Origin of the sequence: Inquilinus limosus, from assembly GCF_002195995.1 — a bacterium.
Taxonomy (GTDB): Bacteria; Pseudomonadota; Alphaproteobacteria; order DSM-16000; family Inquilinaceae; genus Inquilinus; species Inquilinus limosus_C.
On sequence record NZ_NHON01000104.1, the window covers coordinates 1 to 19,282 of the forward strand.

Annotated in this window: 15 protein-coding genes; 9 read left to right on the forward strand and 6 right to left on the reverse strand. The window is 70.4% G+C overall.

Translation table 11 applies throughout. The features are described from left to right. On the reverse strand, positions 1-934 hold a 934-nt coding region (gene tssA, locus BWR60_RS31145; protein ID WP_144445819.1), incomplete at its 3' end, for a type VI secretion system protein TssA. Positions 935-1,432: 498 nt separating this feature from the next. Here tssA and BWR60_RS31150 point away from each other — a divergent pair. The 8 genes from BWR60_RS31150 to BWR60_RS31185 all read left to right on the forward strand — a co-directional run bounded on the left by BWR60_RS31150 (position 1,433) and on the right by BWR60_RS31185 (position 12,943). Then, a complete protein-coding gene (locus tag BWR60_RS31150) occupies positions 1,433-1,909 on the forward strand; it encodes an Hcp family type VI secretion system effector (protein WP_088156377.1) in 477 nt (158 codons plus the stop codon). Positions 1,910-2,019: 110 nt separating this feature from the next. Beyond that, positions 2,020-2,526, forward strand: coding sequence for a hypothetical protein (locus BWR60_RS31155; RefSeq protein WP_088156379.1), 507 nt, complete (start codon positions 2,020-2,022; stop codon positions 2,524-2,526). Positions 2,527-2,609: 83 nt separating this feature from the next. Then, positions 2,610-5,390 (forward strand): type VI secretion system Vgr family protein, encoded by a 2,781-nt coding sequence (locus BWR60_RS31160; protein ID WP_088156381.1) that lies wholly within the window; start codon positions 2,610-2,612, stop codon positions 5,388-5,390. Between the two features lie 87 nt (positions 5,391-5,477). Beyond that, positions 5,478-6,869: a hypothetical protein gene (locus tag BWR60_RS31165; protein WP_088156383.1), complete on the forward strand. Its 1,392-nt coding sequence runs from the start codon at positions 5,478-5,480 to the stop codon at positions 6,867-6,869. Between the two features lie 29 nt (positions 6,870-6,898). After that, the gene (locus BWR60_RS31170) at positions 6,899-7,687 is read left to right on the forward strand and encodes a hypothetical protein (RefSeq protein WP_088156385.1); all 789 of its coding nucleotides are present in this window, start codon (positions 6,899-6,901) and stop codon (positions 7,685-7,687) included. Between the two features lie 29 nt (positions 7,688-7,716). Then, a complete protein-coding gene (locus BWR60_RS31175; RefSeq protein WP_088156387.1) occupies positions 7,717-8,166 on the forward strand; it encodes a DcrB-related protein in 450 nt (149 codons plus the stop codon). Between the two features lie 24 nt (positions 8,167-8,190). Further along, positions 8,191-12,540, forward strand: coding sequence for an RHS repeat-associated core domain-containing protein (locus tag BWR60_RS31180; RefSeq protein WP_088156389.1), 4,350 nt, complete (start codon positions 8,191-8,193; stop codon positions 12,538-12,540). Next, entirely contained in the window at positions 12,530-12,943 is a 414-nt protein-coding gene (locus tag BWR60_RS31185) for a hypothetical protein (RefSeq protein WP_088156391.1), read from the forward strand. Before BWR60_RS31180 ends, BWR60_RS31185 begins: the two co-directional genes overlap by 11 nt. Positions 12,944-13,006: 63 nt before the next feature. Here BWR60_RS31185 and BWR60_RS31190 read toward each other — a convergent pair whose 3' ends face one another. The 3 genes from BWR60_RS31190 to BWR60_RS31200 form a co-directional block, all read right to left on the reverse strand. Beyond that, entirely contained in the window at positions 13,007-13,744 is a 738-nt protein-coding gene (locus tag BWR60_RS31190; protein ID WP_144445821.1) for a hypothetical protein, read from the reverse strand. A gap of 156 nt (positions 13,745-13,900) precedes the next feature. Continuing rightward, positions 13,901-14,395, reverse strand: a complete 495-nt coding sequence (locus BWR60_RS31195; RefSeq protein WP_088156395.1) for a hypothetical protein — start codon at positions 14,393-14,395, stop codon at positions 13,901-13,903. 37 nt (positions 14,396-14,432) lie between these two features. After that, entirely contained in the window at positions 14,433-16,082 is a 1,650-nt protein-coding gene (locus tag BWR60_RS31200) for a formylglycine-generating enzyme family protein (protein WP_179222025.1), read from the reverse strand. A gap of 261 nt (positions 16,083-16,343) precedes the next feature. On the opposite strand from BWR60_RS31200, the gene BWR60_RS31205 reads away from it, so the two are divergent. Beyond that, a complete protein-coding gene (locus BWR60_RS31205) occupies positions 16,344-16,973 on the forward strand; it encodes a hypothetical protein (protein ID WP_088156399.1) in 630 nt (209 codons plus the stop codon). A 159-nt stretch (positions 16,974-17,132) separates the two neighbouring features. On the opposite strand, the gene BWR60_RS31210 is transcribed toward BWR60_RS31205, so the two are convergent. Both BWR60_RS31210 and BWR60_RS31215 read right to left on the reverse strand, forming a co-directional pair. Then, positions 17,133-17,903 carry a hypothetical protein gene (locus BWR60_RS31210; RefSeq protein WP_144445822.1) on the reverse strand — a complete coding sequence of 257 codons (771 nt, stop codon included), beginning with the start codon at positions 17,901-17,903 and terminating at the stop codon, positions 17,133-17,135. A 328-nt stretch (positions 17,904-18,231) separates the two neighbouring features. Continuing rightward, complete coding sequence (locus tag BWR60_RS31215) at positions 18,232-19,260, reverse strand: 3-oxoacyl-[acyl-carrier-protein] synthase III C-terminal domain-containing protein (protein ID WP_088156403.1); 1,029 nt, start codon at positions 19,258-19,260, stop codon at positions 18,232-18,234. Positions 19,261-19,282: the final 22 nt, after the last annotated feature.

Below are 19,282 nucleotides of genomic sequence, written 5' to 3' on the forward strand. Positions count from 1 at the left end.
CGGTCGACACCCTGCTGGCCGACATCGCGGCGGCGCAGGAGGCGTTCCAGGCGCTGTGCCGGATCCTCGACGAGCGCTGCGGCCCCGATTCCCCGCCCAGTTCCAACATCCGCAACACGCTCGAGGCGGCCCGGTCGCCCAGGGCCAGGAACACGGCGTCCCGGGCCGCCTCGAGCGTGTTGCGGATGTTGGAACTGGGCGGGGAATCGGGGCCGCAGCGCTCGTCGAGGATCCGGCACAGCGCCTGGAACGCCTCCTGCGCCGCCGCGATGTCGGCCAGCAGGGTGTCGACCGCAGCCGCCGGCATGTCCTGCGCCGAGGCCCGCACCGCCTCCAGATCCGCGGCGCCGCCGTTCAGGCGCTGCTGCCGCTGGTCTGGGTCGAGGCCGGCGACCTCGCCCGCCTGCAGGATCTGCCACAGCGCGTAGTGCCGCTGCTGGCCATGGATCAGGGGGATCCGCCGCAGCGGCTGGATCAGCGTGCCTTCGCCGCCTTCGCCGTTCAGCCCGGTGACGGGGCGGACCCGGGTGGCCAGCCCGTCCTCGTCCGGCTCGGGGAACAGCCCGTCCCAATGCCGCTCCACCAGTGCGTGGATCAGCCCGAAGCCGTCGCGCAGGCCGGCATAGCCGTGCAGCCGGGCCAGGCCCTCGACCATCATCGCGGCGATCTCGAGGTCCTTGCTGCGGCCGGTCAGCAGCTCGGTCCCGAGGGCGAGGATCTCGCGCCACTCGGCGACCGGCCGGGTCTCGTCGTCGGCGGCATCGGCCGCCCGCTCCTGGGCCCGCACCCGGGTGCGGAGGTCGCGCAGGCGCTGGAAATCGGCCCCCGACGTGAAATCGGACCGCAGATCCTCGCCATGGGGGGCGGGGCCGGGCACGGGGGCGGCGAGCGCCTCGATATCCAAGATCGCCGGTGTCTGCACCGAACTGCTCACCTGTCGCCGTTCATGTCGTGGTCAATCCATCCCATCGCGCCGCTCCATCGGGCCGGTTCCCCATACCATAGCGGCGTCCAGCCGCGGGCGGAATGCTCCGCCGGGCAGCCGAAACCGGCAGGACTGCCGTCCTGCCTTGCCGCGCCGGACCAGACCGAATCATTCGTCTCCCCAGAAGAACAATTATGCGCTAATTGCGTTTCAGCTTCCAGAATCGCGCGAGCGGTGTATGGATGGGTCAGTGATGAACCATGAATGTGACTTTTCGGCGGCTCCGTCGGCATGGCAACGCGATGTCCGTTGTCTCTTGAGTATGAAAGTGAACCGGACTCAACTTCTTGGTTGATGGCTGAAACGTTCAGAAGCCGGGAGTCCATGTCTCCGGAAATTTTGCTCGAGACGGTCCACAGATTGTCACAATCCTAAGCAATGGTCGACATCGTCGGCCCGGACTTCTATCGGCCGCACAGGCATTCCTAAGTACGGAGGGCGAGAACCATGGCGATCTATGTGCAGATCGACGGCATCCAGGGCGATGCCACGCATGAATCCCACAAGAAGTGGGTCGACGTTGCCGCGATGAACTGGGGCGTGCACCGCGCCGTGACGACGCCGTCGGGCTCCGCGCAGAATCGCGAGGCGTCCGAGCCCGTGGTGGGCGAGGTGCACCTGACCAAGTCGATGGACGGCTCCTCCCTGAAGTTCTTCGAGGCCGCCGCGACGGGCAACCAGGGCAAGACCGTGACCATCCATCTGGTGACCACGGGCAGCCCTGGCAGCACCTATATGGAGTACAAGCTGACCAACGCGCTGGTCAGCGGCTATCAGGTCAACACGACGGGCGACCGCCCGGTCGAGGAGATCACCCTGAACTTCACCAAGGTCGACCTGAAGTACACGACCTATGACGAGAACCATAAGCCGGTGAACAACCAGGTCGCCAGCTACGACGTCGCGACCACCAAGAAGGGCTGACGGCCAGGATGCCCGGGCGTTGCGGCAGGCCGCATGCCCGGGCCCGTCCTGCGGCGGCGGGGGCTCCGGCCGCCGTGTCGCGCCGGGAATGACCGAGGGAGAGCGGAGCCATGCGCTCGGATCAGGTTCTGAACCTTGTCGGGACGGTGCTGTGGGAGCTCGAGGGCGAATCGTCCTCCGCTGCCGCAGGCCCGCAGGGGCTGCTGCGCCGCCAGCGCCAGGTGATGGTGCTGGAATCCTGCATCGCCGAGCTGGCGCCGACGACGCCGCCGCCGAGCTTCCGCGGGCGGCTGGCCTGGCAGCCGCCGGCGAAGGCGGCATCGGCTCCGTCGGAGGAGGATCTCGCCCGCCGCTCCTGCCGGATCGCCCGGCGGCTGCCGGTGCCGGCGACGGCCTTCGCCACCGGGGCGAGCCGCTTCGATGCCGAGCTCGCCCGCCTGGTGCCGGGCGCGGATGCGCAGGAGATCCGGCTGGCGGCGTTCGGCGACCAGCCGGCCGGGCGCCGCCCGTCCGCGGCGGCGGACCGCGAGCGTCCCGCCGGCAGCCGCCTGCTGGCGGCCCTGGCGGTCATCGCCGCGGCCCTGCGCTACACGCCCGATCCCGGGCAGGCCCGCTGACCATATGATACCGTCTTCGCCTCTTCCCGCCGGTCGGCCGACATGGCCGTCGGGGGGAGCGAACCGCAGGGTCGGGGTGCCCCATGTCTCCTTATGACTATACCGGATCGCTGACCCAGGCGGGGCGCCTGCTGTCGGTCCACACCCCCCTCGGCGAGGATGTCTTCCTGCTCGAGGTCATGGACGGCACCGAGGGGCTGAGCGGCCTGTTCGAGTTCCGGCTGCGCGTCCGCTCCAAGCGCCAGGACGTGACGCCGAAGGAGCTGGTCGGGCTGCCGATCAGCTGGTCGCTGGAACTGCCCGGCGGCGAGCGCCGCCAATGGTCGGGCGTCGTCGCCGCGCTCGCGGCCGGCCCGGCGCTGGGCGAGGGGATGCGCGGCTACACGCTCGAGGTCCGGCCCTGGCTCTGGCTGTTCACCCACACCTCGGACTGCCGGATCTTCCAGAACAAGACCACGCAGCAGATCCTCGAGACGATCTTCACTGAGGCGAAGATCCGCGACACCGACTTCGGCCCGGTGATCGGGCCCAAGGCGGTGCGCGAATATTGCGTCCAGTACAACGAGACCGACTACGCCTTCATCTGCCGGCTGCTGGAGGAAGAGGGCTGGTGCTGGTGGTTCCGGCATGAGCCGGGCAGCGACGGGGCGCCGCCGCGGCACGTCTTCGTGGTGGCGGACGGCGCGCATGCCTGGACCTTCGGGGCCGAGCCGGATGTCCGCTTCACCACCACCAATGTCGACCTCAACGACGTGACGGGCTGGACGCGGCGTTTCGCGTTCAAGCCGGGCCAGGCGGCCGAGGCGGACTGGAACTTCGAGACGCCGCAGGCCCCCGTGACGCGGAATCAGCCCTCGGTGGCGCCGATCGAGTCCAACCGCCTGTTCGAGATGTATCGCTGGGGCGGCCGGTTCATGGACAAGGACCGCGCCGACCACGTCACCCGCCGGCGCATCGAGGCGCATGAGGCCGGGTTCGAGGTGATCGAGGCCGAGAGCGGCAACCGCCGCATCGCGCCGGCGCAGAAGTTCCGGCTCTACGGCCATCCGATCGCCGCGGAGAACGCGGAGTACGCCGTGGTCGGGGTCGTGCACTCGGCCGAGGACCAGACCTATGTGATGGGCGAGCGCCCGGCGCCAAGCTATTCGAACCGGTTCCGGGTGATCCCCGCCAACACCCGCTGGGTGCCGGAGCAGCGGACGCCGCATCCGCGCATCGACGGGATGCAGACCGCCCTGGTGGTCGGACCGCCGGGGGAGGAGATCCACACCGACCGCTACGGCCGGGTCAAGGTCAAGTTCCCCTGGGACCGCTACGCCAAGGGCGACGACACCTCCTCCTGCTGGCTGCGCGTCAGCCAGCCCTGGGGCGGGTCCGGCTGGGGGTCGCAGACGATCCCCCGCATCGGCATGGAGGTGCTGGTCAGCTATCTCGAGGGCGACCCGGACAAGCCGCTGGTGGTCGGCGTGGTGCCGAACCCGACGACCATGCCGTCCCTGGCGCTGCCGGCGAACAAGACCCGCACCGGCTTCAAGTCGTCGACCAGCCCGGGCGGTGCCGGGTTCAACGAGATGAGCTTCGAGGACCAGGCCGGCGCCGAGGAGCTGTTCCAGCACGCCCAGAAGGACGCGACCGAGATCGTCCGCAACAACAAGCGGCAGCAGGTCGGCAACGCCCACACGGTGGCGGCGGAGACGCTGCATCTGACCACGGTGAAGGCGTCCCAGGCGCAGATGACCCCGAAGGGGATCACGCTGCAGCACAAGGGCGCGATGATCCATCTGGACGAGACGCAGATCATCCTGTCCTTCAACGGCAAGCACAGCATCCGCCTCAGCGCCGACGGGGTCGAGACCCAGTCCGAGACCAAGGTGCTCTCCACCCAGGGGCCGGGCGGGGCGGCGAAGAGCTTCGTCAACATCTTCGACCAGGGCGTCCATGTCCTGGGCGACAAGGACATCCTGCAGCAGGCCGCGGGCGCCACGGTGCTGATGAACGCCGAGGCGATCGACGCGCACGGCCCGCCGATCCTGCTGAACTGCTCGCCCCCCGACCCGGTCCAGACCGCCGCCGGCGGGCAGGGGCCGACCGTGGCCGACGCCAACCTCGCCGCCCCGCCCGGGGCGCAGGGCGCCAACCAGGGCCCGGGCGTGGCCCAGGGCGGCGGCGCCGGCGCGACCAGCTGGAGCGCCAATCCCAAATGGTGGGGCGCGCAATCGCCCCCCGGCAGCCCGGCCGATGCGAAGTTCTTCGGGGCCGAGGCGAAGGCGGAGCGGACCACGACGCCCACGAGCGACGTGCTGAAGGCCGAGGCGACCGTCGCGGGCGCCACGGTCAAGCAGGGCAATTTCGAGATCGACACTTTCGCCGCCACCGGCAAGGTGTATTCCGGGGTGACGAACGACGGCTTCGGAGCGCAGGCCTCCGGCGAGGCGGCGATGGCGCGGCTGAAGATGGGCGGCGACGTTGGCAATCCCGCCACCGGCAGCTTCGGCCTGTCCGGCGAAGGCAAGCTGATGGCCGCGGAAGCGTCGGCCGGCTACACGCTCGGCGACGACGGGCAGCGCATCGGCATCGCCGGCGCCGCCAAGGCCAGCGCCGCCGCCGTCGACGGCAAGGCGGAAGGGCAGTTCTCGGTTCCGATCGGCTGGCTGCCCGGCGTGCCGGATGACTGGACCCTGGCCACCAAGGGAAGCGCCTCGGGGTCGCTGGGCTCCGTCGGCGGCGGGGCCGGCGGCCACGCCTATTACGATCGTGCCGACAGCCGCTACCATGCCGGCGCATTCGGCGAGCTCGAAGCGCTCGTCGGCGTCGAGCTGGGGACCGACATCAGCGTCGGGCCCCCGCCGCGCACCGGCAAGTAGCGGCTGATGTGTCCGATATGTGCGGCCCTGGCGGCGCTCCTGCCCCGGAGGGGGCGAACCGGACGGATCGCCCTCGGCCTGATCGCGGTGTTCGCGGTCCTGCTGGCGGCGACCTATGGCTGGGTGCAGCGCCACGGCCAGGCGGAGACGCCGGTCTCGCTCGGCCTGGTCGCTGGCCTGGCGCTCTGCGTCTACGGGCTGTTCGTCCTGGCGGTGCTGGCCGGCTTCCGATCGATCATCCGGGTGAACGAGCGGCAGACCGCGAGGAAGGGAGATGTCCCGTTGACGTGGCGCCTGTCGCTGCTCTGGCTGTACTGCAGGCGGGATGTCGCCCGCATGGCGGGAGAGGATCGTCTGGCCGAGCTCATGACCTTTTCGATCGTCGTCATCACCATTGTCGGCTTGTCCCTGGCGGTGATCCTGCCCCATACGCCGGCCCAGGCCGAGGAGAGTGCCGTGACTGACCTGCTGCTGAAGCCGCGCTCGACCCAGAGCCAGATCGAGCAATCGACGAATCTCCAGGTCGAGGACAATGGCGACCCGGCCCTGTCCTTCAGGCTGCGCCTGCCCAAGGACTGGCTGAAATTCGAGCCGTACAAGCCGGAGACCCCCGACGGTGAGGGGCTGGTCCTGCTGTCCCGCTACGGCAGCCGGGACCAGCGGGCCATGATCGAGGTCTTCGCCCAGACGCTGCGGCGTGAATTGTCGAGCGCCGACTGGCTGGCGGCCTGGCTGCGGCAGAACGGCTATACCGTGCTGAAGCAGACCACCACCTACTCGGCCGCCGGCTGGAACGCCGATGTCCTGGCCGGGCGCCGGGCGGACGGCAAGGACTTCCTGTACCGGATGTCCACCTACAAGAATGCCGACAAGCTGTACCTGGTCACCGGCTACGCCGAGGCGGCCGCCTATCCCAATGCGGAGGAGCCGTTCGTCGTCGCCGCCAAGAGCTTCCAGCTGCTGCAGGCCGCCGACAGCCCCTCGGTCGAGCCGGTCCGGACCGTGCAGATCTCGAAGATCCTGCCGGCCAGTTTCGGTGTGCCCGAGATCTGGGTCGAAAGCCGCGACGAGACCGCGGGGCCGAGCCAGGAGAGCCTCAACTTCAAGAACAAGGTCGGCGATCACACGATCGGCCAGCTCAACGTGCTGGTGGCGCCGCAATCGGCCTATGTCTCCTATGGCGACCTCGCCGACACGCTGCTGGGCGCCGTCAAGCGGGCGACCGGCGCCGATGTCGCGGGCATGGCGCTGGCGCCGGTCGACCTCCGCACCGATCTCAAGGAGGCGCGGGAGGGCGAGGCCGAGGCCCAGGTCAACGGGGCTCCGATCAAGGTCCGCCTCACCATCGGCAAGGCCGGGAACGCCTGGGTGTCCTTCATCCTGATCAGCTCGCGGCCCAATCCCGATCTCATGCTCGTCGATGCGATCAATCGGCGGGCCTATGATATCGCCGTGCGGACCTTCGGGCCGGCCTGGTAGCCGCCGGCGCGCGAGAGGGGGGAGATGTCATGTCCTTCGCAGGCAATTCCGTGAAGACGCCGATCATGGCCGCGGCCCACGGCATGAAGCAGGTCGCGTTCAACACCATCGGCGACAAGGTCATCCGGCCGCTGGTGGAGTTCGCGCCGCCGCAGGTGACGCAGTTCGCCGTCGGCGCCGCGCAGCAGGCCCTGCAGACCGCGGCCGGGTCCGCCGGCTCGGTGGCATCGGCCGCGGCCGGGGCCATGAGCGCGGCCGCCGGCTCCTCCGGGTCGAGCCCGATCGCGGCGTTGCCGGAGCTCACCGGCGCCACGCCCTTCGTGCCGCCGGATTTCCGCGAGATGCCGAAGGTCGATTCGGCCTCCATCCTCGACCGCGCCCGCGGCAAGGTGCGGGGTGTCCTGTCCGGCCTGCCCGTCGGGATGCAGGACGCGGCCATCAACGCGGCCGAGACCGCGATCTTGGATGGCGTCGCCAAGACCGCGGGCCGCAAGCTGGGCAGCGACTGGAGCGACCGGGCCAAGACCCTGATGGGCGCCACCGGCCTCGGCAGCGGCGTCGACGGCGCGAAGAAGGCCATGGACGGCGTGAAGAAGGCGGCCGACGGCGCGGTCGCCGCCCTGCCCGGCAGCAGCGGCGCGATGAAGGATGCGGTGCGCAAGGTCGTCGCCGACAAGGCGCAGCAGGAGCTGGCGCGCAAGGTCGGCGACGGCTGGGCCAAGGCGGCGCGGACGGTCTATGACGGCTCGGCCAAGAAGCCCGACATTGCGGACGCCAGGACGCCGCCCTTCGTCCCCGACCCGGCCAAGAAGCCCTGATCCCGCCCTTCCGACCGACGAGGCCCCGCGTGGCGCAGACAAGCGTGAACCGAGATTTCTCCGTCAGCGTGCCGGACGACTGGACCGACCGCACCATGACGATCTTCGCCGCCCCGGCCAAGGCCGGGCAGGCGGTGACGCCGAACATCCTGGTGGCGTCCGACCGGGTGAAACCGGGCGAGGACCTGTCGGCCTTCGTGTCGCGCCAGGTCCACGACCTCAAGCACCGGGCGCAGGATTTCCGGCTGAAGCTGCAGCGCGAGGGCGTGCTGGACGGCCGCGACTGCATCGAGATCGTGTTCCGCTGGAACAGCGTGGAGCAGGGGTTCCTGCAGCAGCGGCAGGTCTATGCCATGATCGACGACGCCCGGGTGATGACGATCACCAACACGGCGCGGGAATCGGAGTTCGAGGTGGCCGACCAGACCTTCCAGCGCATCCTGGGCACCTTCTCCTGGGCCCGCGCGGCCGCCGGCTGACCGCCCAGGAGCGCTGACGCAGCCATGGACTCCGCCCTCCTCGCGGCCCGCCTGGGCGACCCGATCGAGCACAGCAGTGCGATGATGGGCTTCCTGATGGGTGCCGCCATCGGGCTGGCGGCGGCCGTCGCCGTGGTCGCGGTGGTCGGCACCGGCGGCGCGGCGCTGGGCGTGATCGCGGCGGTCGGCGGCGCCGTGGCGGCGACGGGCGGCGGCGCGCTGGCCGGGATGAATATCGGCAGCACCTACACGACGGTCACGGGATCGATCACCACAGGCGCCAGTACCGTCTTCATCAACAATCGCCCGGCGGCGCGGGCCACCGCCGAGCCGGGCGCCTTCGATATCGCCGCCTGCAGCGACCATTCCGGCCCGCAGTTCCTGGCCCAGGGCAGCCAGATCGTGTTCATCGAATACGGCGCCGCCTCACGCAAGGGCGACCGGACGATCTGCGACGCCAAGATCGCCGACGGGTCGCCCAACGTCTTCATCGGGGCCGATCCCGGCACCTATCGCGACATCAGCCCGGAGGTGCCGCAGATCCTGCAGGACATCGCCCTGGGCATGGTGGTGGTCGGCACGGCCGTCGCATTGCTGGCCGGCGGCGCCGCGGCCTTCGCCGCCGGGGGTTGGTGCGCGCTCGGCAGCTTCGGGCTGTCCAGTGCCCTCGGCATGGCCGGCGGCTATGGCGGCGCCAAGCTGGGCGGGGCGATCGGCGAGTCGCTGGGCGGCGCGCGCGGCAAGGCCTGGGGCGAGGCGATCGGCGGCGTCCTGGGCGGTGCCGCCGGCGGCTATGCCGGCGGCAAGCTGGCCCCGCGCGTGTTCCGCGGCCATCCGGTCGACGTCGCCACCGGCGAGCTGATGACGCAGGAGGTCGATTTCGAGCTGCCGGGGCCGCTGCCCCTGACCTGGTCGCGGCTGTGGATGTCCAGCTCCACCATCGACGGCGACCTCGGGCGCGGCTGGCATCACCCGCTGGACATGGCGCTGATCCCGCCGGGCGGCGGGCGCAGCCAGTTCATCCTGCGCCATGCGGACGGGCGCTACGTGCCGTTCGACCCGCCGCGCCTGGGCCGGCCGTCGCTGAACACGGCGGAGCAGCTGGTGCTGCATGGCGAGGCCGGCAACCTCTGGGTGTCCAGCTACGAAGGCCTCCGTTACGAGTTCTCGGCCGGGGTCACGGCGGGGCTGCACCGCCTGGTCCGGATCGCCGACGCCAACGACAACGCAATCGCGATCGATCGCGACGCCGGCGGCCGGATGCGGCGCGTCACCGACAGCGGCGGCCGCGCCTTGGATATCCACAGCGATGCCGCGGGCCGGATCCTCGCGATCGTCGGGCCCGCGCCCGGCGGCGAGGGCACGCTGCGGCTGGTCGAGTACCGCTACGATGCCGGCGGCTGCCTCCTGGAGGCGCGGCGCGCCGGCGGATCGGTCTTCTCCTACGCCTACCAGGATGGCCTGATCGTCGCGGAGACCCGTCCCGGCGGCCTGACCTACCATTTCGAATGGGACGATCCCGCCCTCGGGGTGCAGGCCCGCTGCGTCGACACCTGGGGCGACGGCGACCTGCACCGGTGCCGCTTCGCCTATGACCCGGCCGCGCGCCGCACCCTGGTCGAGGACGGGCGCGGCGGCGTCACCGAATATCGCTGGAACGATCTCGGCCTGGTGACGCTGGAGATCGACCCGCTGGGCGGCCGGACCACGCGCGACTACGACGATGCCGGCCGGCCGATCCTGGCGATCGACCCGGCCGGCGGGCGGTCCGCCTGGGCCTATGATCCGCTGGGCCGGCTGGTGCAGTCGACCGATGCGATGGGCGGCGTGGTGCGCCTGCGCTATGCCGCGGAGGGCCTCGAGGCCGTCGTCCAGCCCGGGTTTGGCCTGCCGGCGGAGGTCGAGGAGCCCGGCGGCGCCCGCCACGCCTTCGAGCACGACCTGCGGGGCAATCTGGCGCGCTACGTCGATCCGGCCGGGCGCGAGCGGCGCTTCACCCGCGACCTGCGCGGCCTGACGCTCGCGATCACCGATGGCGAGGGCATCCTGGCCCGCTATGGCTGGACCGGGCGCGGCGACCTGTCCTGGGAGGCGACGGAGCGCGGGCCGCGCACGCGCTTTGCCCATGACACGCTGGGCCGCGTGGTGGCCAGCCAGACGGTGGGGGAAGGGGCCTTCCGGCTGGCGCGGGACGAGGCCGGCCGGGTGGTCGCGATCGAGCGGCCGGATGGCGGCACGGTCACGCTCGGCTACGATCCGGAAGGGCGCGTCAGCCGGCATCTCGACGCGGCCGGGCGCGAGACGCGCTGGGCCTATGACGGTCTGCCCTTTCCGGTTCGCCGGGTCGATCCCGATGGTGGCGTCTTCACCTACCGCTACGACGGCGAGCTCAACCTGATCGGGCTGACCAACCAGAGGGGCGAGACCTACCGGCTGGATTACGACGCGCTGGGACGGCTGGTCCGAGAGGTCGGGTTCGACGGGCGCGAGCAGCGCTACGCCTACGATGCGCGCGGCGGCCTGCTGCGGCACGACGGCGCCGGCATGCGGACGACGGTGTTCCGTCGCGACGCGCTCGGGCGGATGCTGGAAAAGCGCTTCGGCGACGGCACGGCGCACCGCTTCGTCTATGACCGGACCGGCCGCCTGGCGGAAGCGGCCAATGACAGCCGCGTGCTGCGCTTCGCCTACAGCGCCGCGGGCGATCTGCTGGAGGAGCATCAGGACGGCCACGTCCAGCGGCACCGCTATGACGGCCGCGGCCGCCTGGTGGCGACCCAGCTGCCGGACGGGCGCGAGATCGGCATCGGCTATGACGACACCGACCGTTTCGCCCGGGTCGACTTCGCCGGGCGGCGGGTGGCGGAGATCCTGCGCGATGACGCCGGGCGCGAGATCGAACGCCGGACGGGCGCGCTGCGGTCGCTGCAGGAATACGATCCGCAGGGCCGGCTGACGCGCCAGGCCGCCTGGAAGGAGGGCGACGCCGCGAAGCCGCTGCTGGGGCGGTGGTATCGCTACGATCCGGCGGACCTGATCGTCTCCATCGGCGACTGGCGGCGCGGCGTCCGCAACTACCGCTACGATGCCTGCGAGCGCCTGCTGCAGGTCACGGGCGACCGGCCGGAGGAGTTCGTGGTCGACCCGGCCGGAACCATCCTGGCCTCGGGGCCGGCGGCGGACATCCTTGGCGGCGCGGTGCGGGGCGATCGCCTTCTGGTCCATGGCGACCGGCATTTCGAATACGACCCCGCCGGCAACCGGGTGCGGGAGACGCGCGGCGCCGGCCGCGGGGTGGAGGTGCGATACGCCTACGGCCCGGACAACCAGCTCGTGTCGGTGGTCGAGACCAGCCGGCTGGGGCGGCGCGAGACCGCCTTCGCCTATGACGCGCTGGGCCGGCGGGTGTGGAAGGAGGCCAGGGCCTGGGGGCTGGTTGCGGCCAATGATCCCGATGCGGACGCGCCGCTGCTGGCGGCGGAGCGGACGGCGTTCCTCTGGACGGGCGACGTGCTCCTGGCCGAGGCCGCCTCCGCGCCCGGCGAGACGCCGGCGGATCCGCTGGCCACGGTCTATCTGTTCGAGCCCGGCGGCTTCCGGCCCCTGGCGCAGGTGCGGCGGCCGGCGGCGGACCGGCCGGGCACCGTCTATCACTATCATTGCGATCATCTCGGCACGCCGCAGGAGCTCACCAATGACGACGGCGGGGTGGTCTGGCAGGGGGAGCTGAAGGCCTGGGGCGGGCTGGCGGCGCTGGCGGTGGCGGAGGTGGAGAACCCGCTGCGCTTCCAGGGGCAGTACCACGATGCCGAGACCGGACTGCACTACAACCGGTTCCGCTACTACGCGCCGGCCGAGGGGTGCTTCATCCACCAGGATCCGATCGGCCTGCGCGGCGGGATCAATCTCTACCAGTTCGTCGCCAATCCCGTCCGCTGGGTCGACCCGCTCGGGCTGGACCCGGTCATGGTCGATCCGAACCAGCTGAACTTCAGCCAGTCCTGGGTCAGCCCGAACGACTATGCCGCGGTGATGCAGCAGAAGGGATGGATCGGGGATCCGTTGACCGTGATGAACCGGGACGGGACGCTGGTCAGCTTCGACAACAGGCGGTTGGCCGCTGCGCAGGCCCTCGGAATGAAGGAGGTTCCCGTGAACTTCGTCGACGGGAACGACCCCTATCCGAAGTCCACGACCGGAAAATCGTGGAACGACGCCTTCGACAAGAGGCTGAGGGAGAACGGATTGGGCCGGTACGGGACCCCGGAGACGCCCGCGGTCGGCAAAGCGGACGGGCTGAAGCGGGTGGCGGAGAACCGGAGGAACAAGGTCGGCCAGGTCGCGCAGAACGGGGAGGGCAAGATTGGCTGCTGATGATCTGGTCCGGCGGGAGGAGTTCTTTTATGCGGACTGCGTCCTTACCCCCGATTCGAGGATAATCGGCTTCAGCGTCTCCGATGGCGCGTTCGTCATCGGGGAAGACCTGTCGACGGATGATCTCGATACGACGGATATATTCGGGAACTTCAGGATCGAGATCGACGGCGCGCTCTATGTCGGGGGCGAAGCCTCGGCGCATGGGTCATGCGGGTTCTTCTACAAGATGACGGGCGGGCACGTGGATTGGGCGCTGATATCGCTGGAGTCAGAGCCCTTCGTGGGTGTCGAGCGGTGCGACGGGGGCGTCCGGTTCCTGGCCGCTTCCGGCGCCGCCTGGATCGTCCGGGGGGACGACGTCACCCGGATCCACATCCAGCCCGGGCCCGGCGGGCGATAGGAAAAAGGGGCTGCCGATGGCAGCCCCTTGAACCGTGCTGTCGGACGATGAAGGGCTGAGCCTTCAGATCCGACGGGTCAGGTTGTTGACGACGCCGGACATGGTGTCGACCCGGCCACTCAGGGTGCGGATCTCGCGGTCCAGCTGGCCGACGCGCGCCCGGTCCTGGGCCGTCGTGGCCTTCGCTTTCAGCGAAGTGCGGGCGTCGGTGAAGATCTTCAGGTTCTCGCGGGTGCCGGACACCGCCTTGTCCATCACATCCTTGTCGGAGCGGGCGGAGGCCAGCTCGGCATCGAGCTCGGCCTGGGTGGCCGTGCCCTTCTTCACGCCCGAACGCAGCCGGGTCAGCTCGCGCTTGTGCTGGTCGAGCACCGTCTGCATCGTCGCGGTCAGGTCCTTGGCCTGGGCGTTCTTGGCCTTGGCGTCGCTGATCACGGAATCGAGCTGGTCCTCGAGGCTCGCATATTCCTTCTGCTTCTGGTCGACATAGGCGCCGGCCAGGCCGCCCAGCGCGGCGCCGCCGGCGGCCGCGATGGCATAGGTGCCGGCATCCACGTCGGCGCCGGCGAGATCGGCGATGGCGGCGCCGGCCAGACCGGCGGCGGCCCCCACCGCGACACCCTCGACGATGGTCTTGGTCGAGCTGTCGGCCTGCTCGCGCAGCTTCTGCTGCTCCGGCGTGCGGGCGGTGTTGTCCGCGGTCGCGCTGGCGGCAAGCTTCGACGGGTCGGTGGTGCCGCCCATCGAGCCGCAGGCAGCGAGCATCGTGCACGCCAGCAATACGACGATCGGTTTCTTCACAACAGTTCCCTCCGGCTGAAATGTCGTCATGGAGCAGGATGTAACGATTTTTATCCTACTATCAGGTGTTTTCGTTTCGTCAACCGCACCGGCTCGTTTCGTCAACCACACCGGCCACCAGGAAACCCGGCCTGCCCCCCGGCGGCAGGCGCCGGCCTAAGCCGGCGGGGCCTTCCGGGCGATGTCGTCGACCAGGCCGCCGACCGAGTCCAGCACCTGCTGCAGGTCCGCGACATCGGCGGCGCGGGCGGCGGCGGGGCGGCCCGGATTGGAGGCCTCATCCGCCGTCAGCCGGGCCTTCGCCAGCCGCTTCTCGGCATCGGACAGCCGTGCCGCATCGGCGGCCGAGGCCCGGCTGCGCAGCGCGGCGATGCGGCGGTCCAGCTGCGACAGGCGGCTGCGGGCGGCCGCCAGGTCGCGATCCACCTGGGCCTGCTCCTGGCGGATGGAGTTGGCCCGGGCCTGCAGCTGCGCCTGCTCGGCGTTCAGCGAGGAGACCTGCGCCTCGCGCTGGTCGATCCGATCCTGATAGCCGCCGGAGACGAGGTTGCTGACGCCGGTGATGAAGCCGCCGTCATGCGGGTCGCCGGTGCCGGCGCAGGCCGCGAGAAAAAGTGTCGCCGCGAGCGGGAGAAGCCTCGGTGTCGTCATGTGCCGTCGGTCCTTCTGGCAGTTGCGCCCACGGACGCTAGCGGGTGAGGTCTCGCATCCAGGCCTCGGTATCGGCCTTGCCCTGTTGGCGATAGGATTCCATGTGCTTCACAAATAAGGCAGCATAAGGGATCAGATCGGACGCTTTTCGGGCATCGAGCTCGGTCTTCAGCAGATCGAACTGCTGCCGGATGATGTCCGGAGAGTAATCGCCGGCCACCGTGAACACCGCATCGGCATAGCTGTCCAGCGACTGCTTGACCTCGGCCTGCAGCGATGTGCGCTGCGATTCCATCGTCGCAACCTGCTGTTCCGCCTTGGCCAGCGTGTCGGCGCCGTTGGGGTCGCCGTCGAGCCGGCGGTGCATCTCCTCCAGCGCCGGCCGGGCCACCTCGTCGATCGCCTTGCCGACGCTGTCCAGCCGCAGCTGGTCGGTCCGCAGCTTGTTGCCGAAGAAGGCGCCCTGGCTGATCAGCAGGCGGATGGCGCGGTCGCGCGCGTCGTTGCGCTCGGTGATGGCGTCGCGCAGGTCGCGTGAGATCCGCTGCAGCCGCGACCGCAGGGCCGCATCCAGCGTCGTCTGGGCGGTGCTGTCGAGGTCCTGGATGGCGGCGGCCTCCTGCCGCGCGGTCGCCTGGCCGGGGTCGGGGGCGGGCAGGGCCTCATACTCCTTCTGCAGCGCGGCCAGGCGCTCGGCCGACACGATCGCCGGGGCGGCGATCACCAGCCGCATGCCGACCTGGCGCAGCGTGGTCGCCCCGCCGCTGCGCTCGGAGAAATAGGGCAGCTCGGTCCGGGTGGCGCTGCGGATCTGGTCGACCGGGGTCAGGAAATCGCCGCCGCGGATGATGAAACCGCCGGCCTGGCCGTGCAGCCGGCCGCGCCGGTTCAGGCGGAACGGCTCGAACATCATCTCCGAGGCATTGCCCAGCATGTCGTAGAGGCCGAGCGGGTTCGGCTTCAGCAGCCCCATCGGGTGGATCCGCCCACCGGCCGACTGGCTGCCCTGGAACCAGATATAGGCGGTCGGGCCCCCCTCCGGCATCGGCGGCCGGTCGCCGGCGAAGTCGAGGGCCGAGACCGCCATGCCGCCGCGCGCCGCGAACTCCCACTCCGCCTCGGTCGGCAGGCGGAGATAGCCGGACAGCTCACCCTCCTTCGGCAGCTTGTCGCGGGCATTGGCCATCAGCCACTCGGTGTAGCGCTCGGCGAAGGTCAGGCCGTCGAACCAGGAGATGTCCACGATCGGCTCGCGGCCCTGCATCGACGGCGCCTTGCAGTCGCCGGCCAGCGCCTGGTATTGCGACCGCGTCACCTCGTACTTGCCGACATAGTAGTAGCGGCGGGTCTGGTCGCCGGTGGGGGTGAAGGCGCCAGCGATGTTGGCGGACCGGCGGTCGTCGACGACCCCGAGATCGGGGTCGGAGCCGCCGAGCATGACCTGCATGTCGTTCAGCCAGCCGCCGCTTTCCACCTCGACCCGGCGGAAGGCCATCGCCCCGCCGCAAGGCATCGGCAGGACCAGGTCGCCATCGGCGGGATGCGGGTCGACATAGGACGGGTTCCAGGGCGCCCCGGCCGGCTCCTGCGCCGGGGTGGCGGCGGATGCCAGAGCGGCGGCAGCGAGGACCGCGGCCCACCGGCAGCGGCCCGCCAGGCGCGCGGCGGCTTGCGAGAATCCCGGCATCTGATGGTCCGCCTGCTGAGAATGGTCCTCGCGGTATACCCGCATTCCCGGGGATCGCAACGATGATCGCGACGAGCCCGGACGGTTCCGGCCCCGGGATCCGGCCGCCTTTGGCATGGCGGCAGCCGGCGGTCGCGGCGCTTGACCCGGTGCCGACAGCGGCCTGGGACTTGCGATCATCCAGGAAATCGTGGAGACCGCTGGCGGCACGGTCAGCCTGCCGGCGGCCTGAGGCCGGGGACGAAGGGGAAGCGACAGGGAATGAACGATCTCGTGCAGCGGGGGGCGGCCGGGCCGGTGCCGTATGTCTGCCAATGGGAGTCGCCCGACCGGGCCGGGGAGATCCTGGACGGCACGCTGCCGCTGGCCGAGGACCCGAACTGGGCCCGTTCCGGCGCGGCCGACGCGGCGGAGTATGCGCGCTGGGCCAACCATGTCTGCGGCATGGCCTGCTTGCGGATGGTGCTGGCCGCCCGCACCGGTGATGCCCCGCCGATCCTGGATCTGGCGCGCGGCGCCACGCGCCATGGCGCCTATGTGGCCGAGGGGGAGTCGATCCGCGGCCTGATCTACGCGCCCTTCGTCGCCTATGTGCGGGCGGAATTCGGGCTGTCGGCGCAGATCGTCACCGGCATCGGCGCCCGCGGCATCCCCGGCGTCCTGCGCGGCGCCGCCTTCTTCATCGCCTCGGTGCACCCGTCGATCCGCCGGCCCGACAGCGATCCGCCCGCCAAGGGCGGGCATCTTGTGCTGGTCCACGGCCAGAAGGACGGGATGCTGGTCTTCCACAACCCGTCGGGCCACGACCGCGCGTCGCGCGAGGCCGTGGCCCTTCCGGTCGAGACCTTCGACCGGTTCTTCGCCGGCCGCGGCATCGCCATCCTGCCCTGAGGCGGAGGGCGATGCCGGCTCTGGTCACGCCTGAACACGCCGCCGACAAGGCGCCGGCACGAAGCGTTCATGGCGACAGGGATGCGGAAGGGGCAGCGATCCGACCACCGCCCGGAGCCGGCGGACGCCGCTGGTCAGGGGCAGGGGCGCCGTTGCCCGTCAGCCGGCCACGGCTATCGCGGCTCCCCGCCAGGGGATCGACGGGGTGCCGGCAGCGCCCGGCTGCGCGAAGGCGAGGGCATCGATCTCCGCCGCCATCCGGGCCAGGCCGGGCAGGCCGTCGGCGCAGGCCTTGATCCAGCCGACCATCGCCAGGGCCAGATGCGGGCGCTGCTCATGGAGCAGTGAGGCGAAGGTCAGCTCGGTCCTGAGCGCCTGCTCGAGGATCGCGGTCGCCTGGGGTTGCAGGTCGCGCATGTCGTCCAGCGGCGTGTCGACCGGCTGGCGGCCCGGCATGTGGATCCGCACTCCGCCCGTCACGGGGGCTGCGTCGAAGATGAACGCCACCGGTTGCGGCCCGTCGGGGGCGGTCAGGGCGATGGCCTGGAACCGGCCGTCGATCTCCCCGATGAAGAGGGACAGGCTCGCGGCATTGCCGTCGCGATAGTCGAGATTCACCGTGGCATAGCCGGCTGACTGGACCCGGCGGGCCACGATCACCAGCTCGGTCCGGTCGAGCCGCCAGTCGAAGCGGTCGGGGATGTTCAGCACGTCGGCGCAGATGATGACGATGGGAGGTGCGGCATCCGCCGACCGCAGCGCGTCGCGGATGACGCCGAGATCCAGATACATGGCGCGGAAGGCCGCCCCGTCCGGACCGATCGTCTGACTCGCAGCGCCGGGGACGCCGCAGCGGGCTTCGATCGTCCCGAACAGGGCCGGCCAACCGGCCGGCGCAGGCTCGCTCCCCAGGGCTGTTCTGCTGTGCATCAAGACCTCCTCCTGTCGACAGCTGATCGGCCGCAGTGGCTGTCCGAGCGGCTCAGTCATATCGCAATATTCCGCCGGTAGACTCCGAGGGGCTTGACGGAATACTGCGTGAATCAGCGTGTGCTTATGTATAGGCCTTGCGGTGTTCAGCCCTGTGACTGGAGTATGAACCACCATTCGCATGGGATGAGATGGCCGATGACTGGCGGGGGCTCGATCTCTACCGCCGGTCGTGGCACCTGCCGGAATGACGACGGGCCCCGGCCGGATCGGCCGGGGCCCGCATCTGTCGGAGATGGAGGAGAGCAGCCCGGCGTTCCGGGCCGGTTCAGATGCCGATCTGCCCCCGGTTGCACCGGCGGCGCAGCAGCACCGCCGAGGTCTGCTGCTGCAGGCCAATGGTCAGCAGCACCAGGTCGTTGCGCGAGATCTCGGCATAGCGCGCCGCCAGCGTCACCGGGACGGACGCCGAGGTCATGTTGGCGTATTCGGGGAGCGTGGTCAGGTACTGGCCCGGCCGGATCGCCTCCGCCCAGGCGTCGCTCAGCACCGACGAGGCCTGATGCGCGATCAGGGTGATCTCGTCGGCCGCGAGCCCGTTGCGCCGCAGCAGCCGGTCGACGATCCGCGGCGGAACCTTGGCGCCGTACTCCTTGTAGGAATCGGCGCCGGCATCGCCGATATACATCAACGGGGTGGTGAAGCTCTCCGCCAGATAGGGCGGCGGCGGGTCGATCGTGCCGGCCGGCCGGGCGCTCATATGCATGGCGCCGAAATAATTGGTATCGGTGTCGGTCACGACGTCGACCAGGGCGAAGCGCTGCTGGTCGTCGCTCACCGCCATCACCGCAGCACCGGCACCGTCCGCGGCGCCGATGCAGGTCGCCTCGTGGTAGCTGACATGCCGGCTCCAGTTGCAGCCGCAGACGATCAGCGCGTTGCGCAGGCCGCGGCCGGTGCGGATCATCGCCTCGGCCAGCACCAGCCCGTCATTGAACACGGTGAACTCGGTCCCGAGCGGCAGCACCTGGCAGCGCGCCGGCAGGTTCAGCGTCTGGTGCAGCGCCACCAGTCCGTTCGGGCTGACATAGTCCGACACCGAGGCGACGCCGATCAAAAGATCGATATCGCCGGCACCCAGCCCGGCATCGACCAGCGCTGCCGCGGCGGCCTCGGCCATCAGGCCCAGCAGCGTCTGGCCGGGCGCCAGGATCCGGCGCTGGTCGAAGCCCTTGAACAGATCAGTATGCGGCGGAGGGTTGGCCCTGATCCAGTCGAAGACCGGCGCATCGTTGGTCCGGACCAGCTCCGGCACCGCGAAGCCGACGCCCTTGATGCGGGCGGTGTTGTCAACCATTCACGCGTCCTTCCGCGAAACG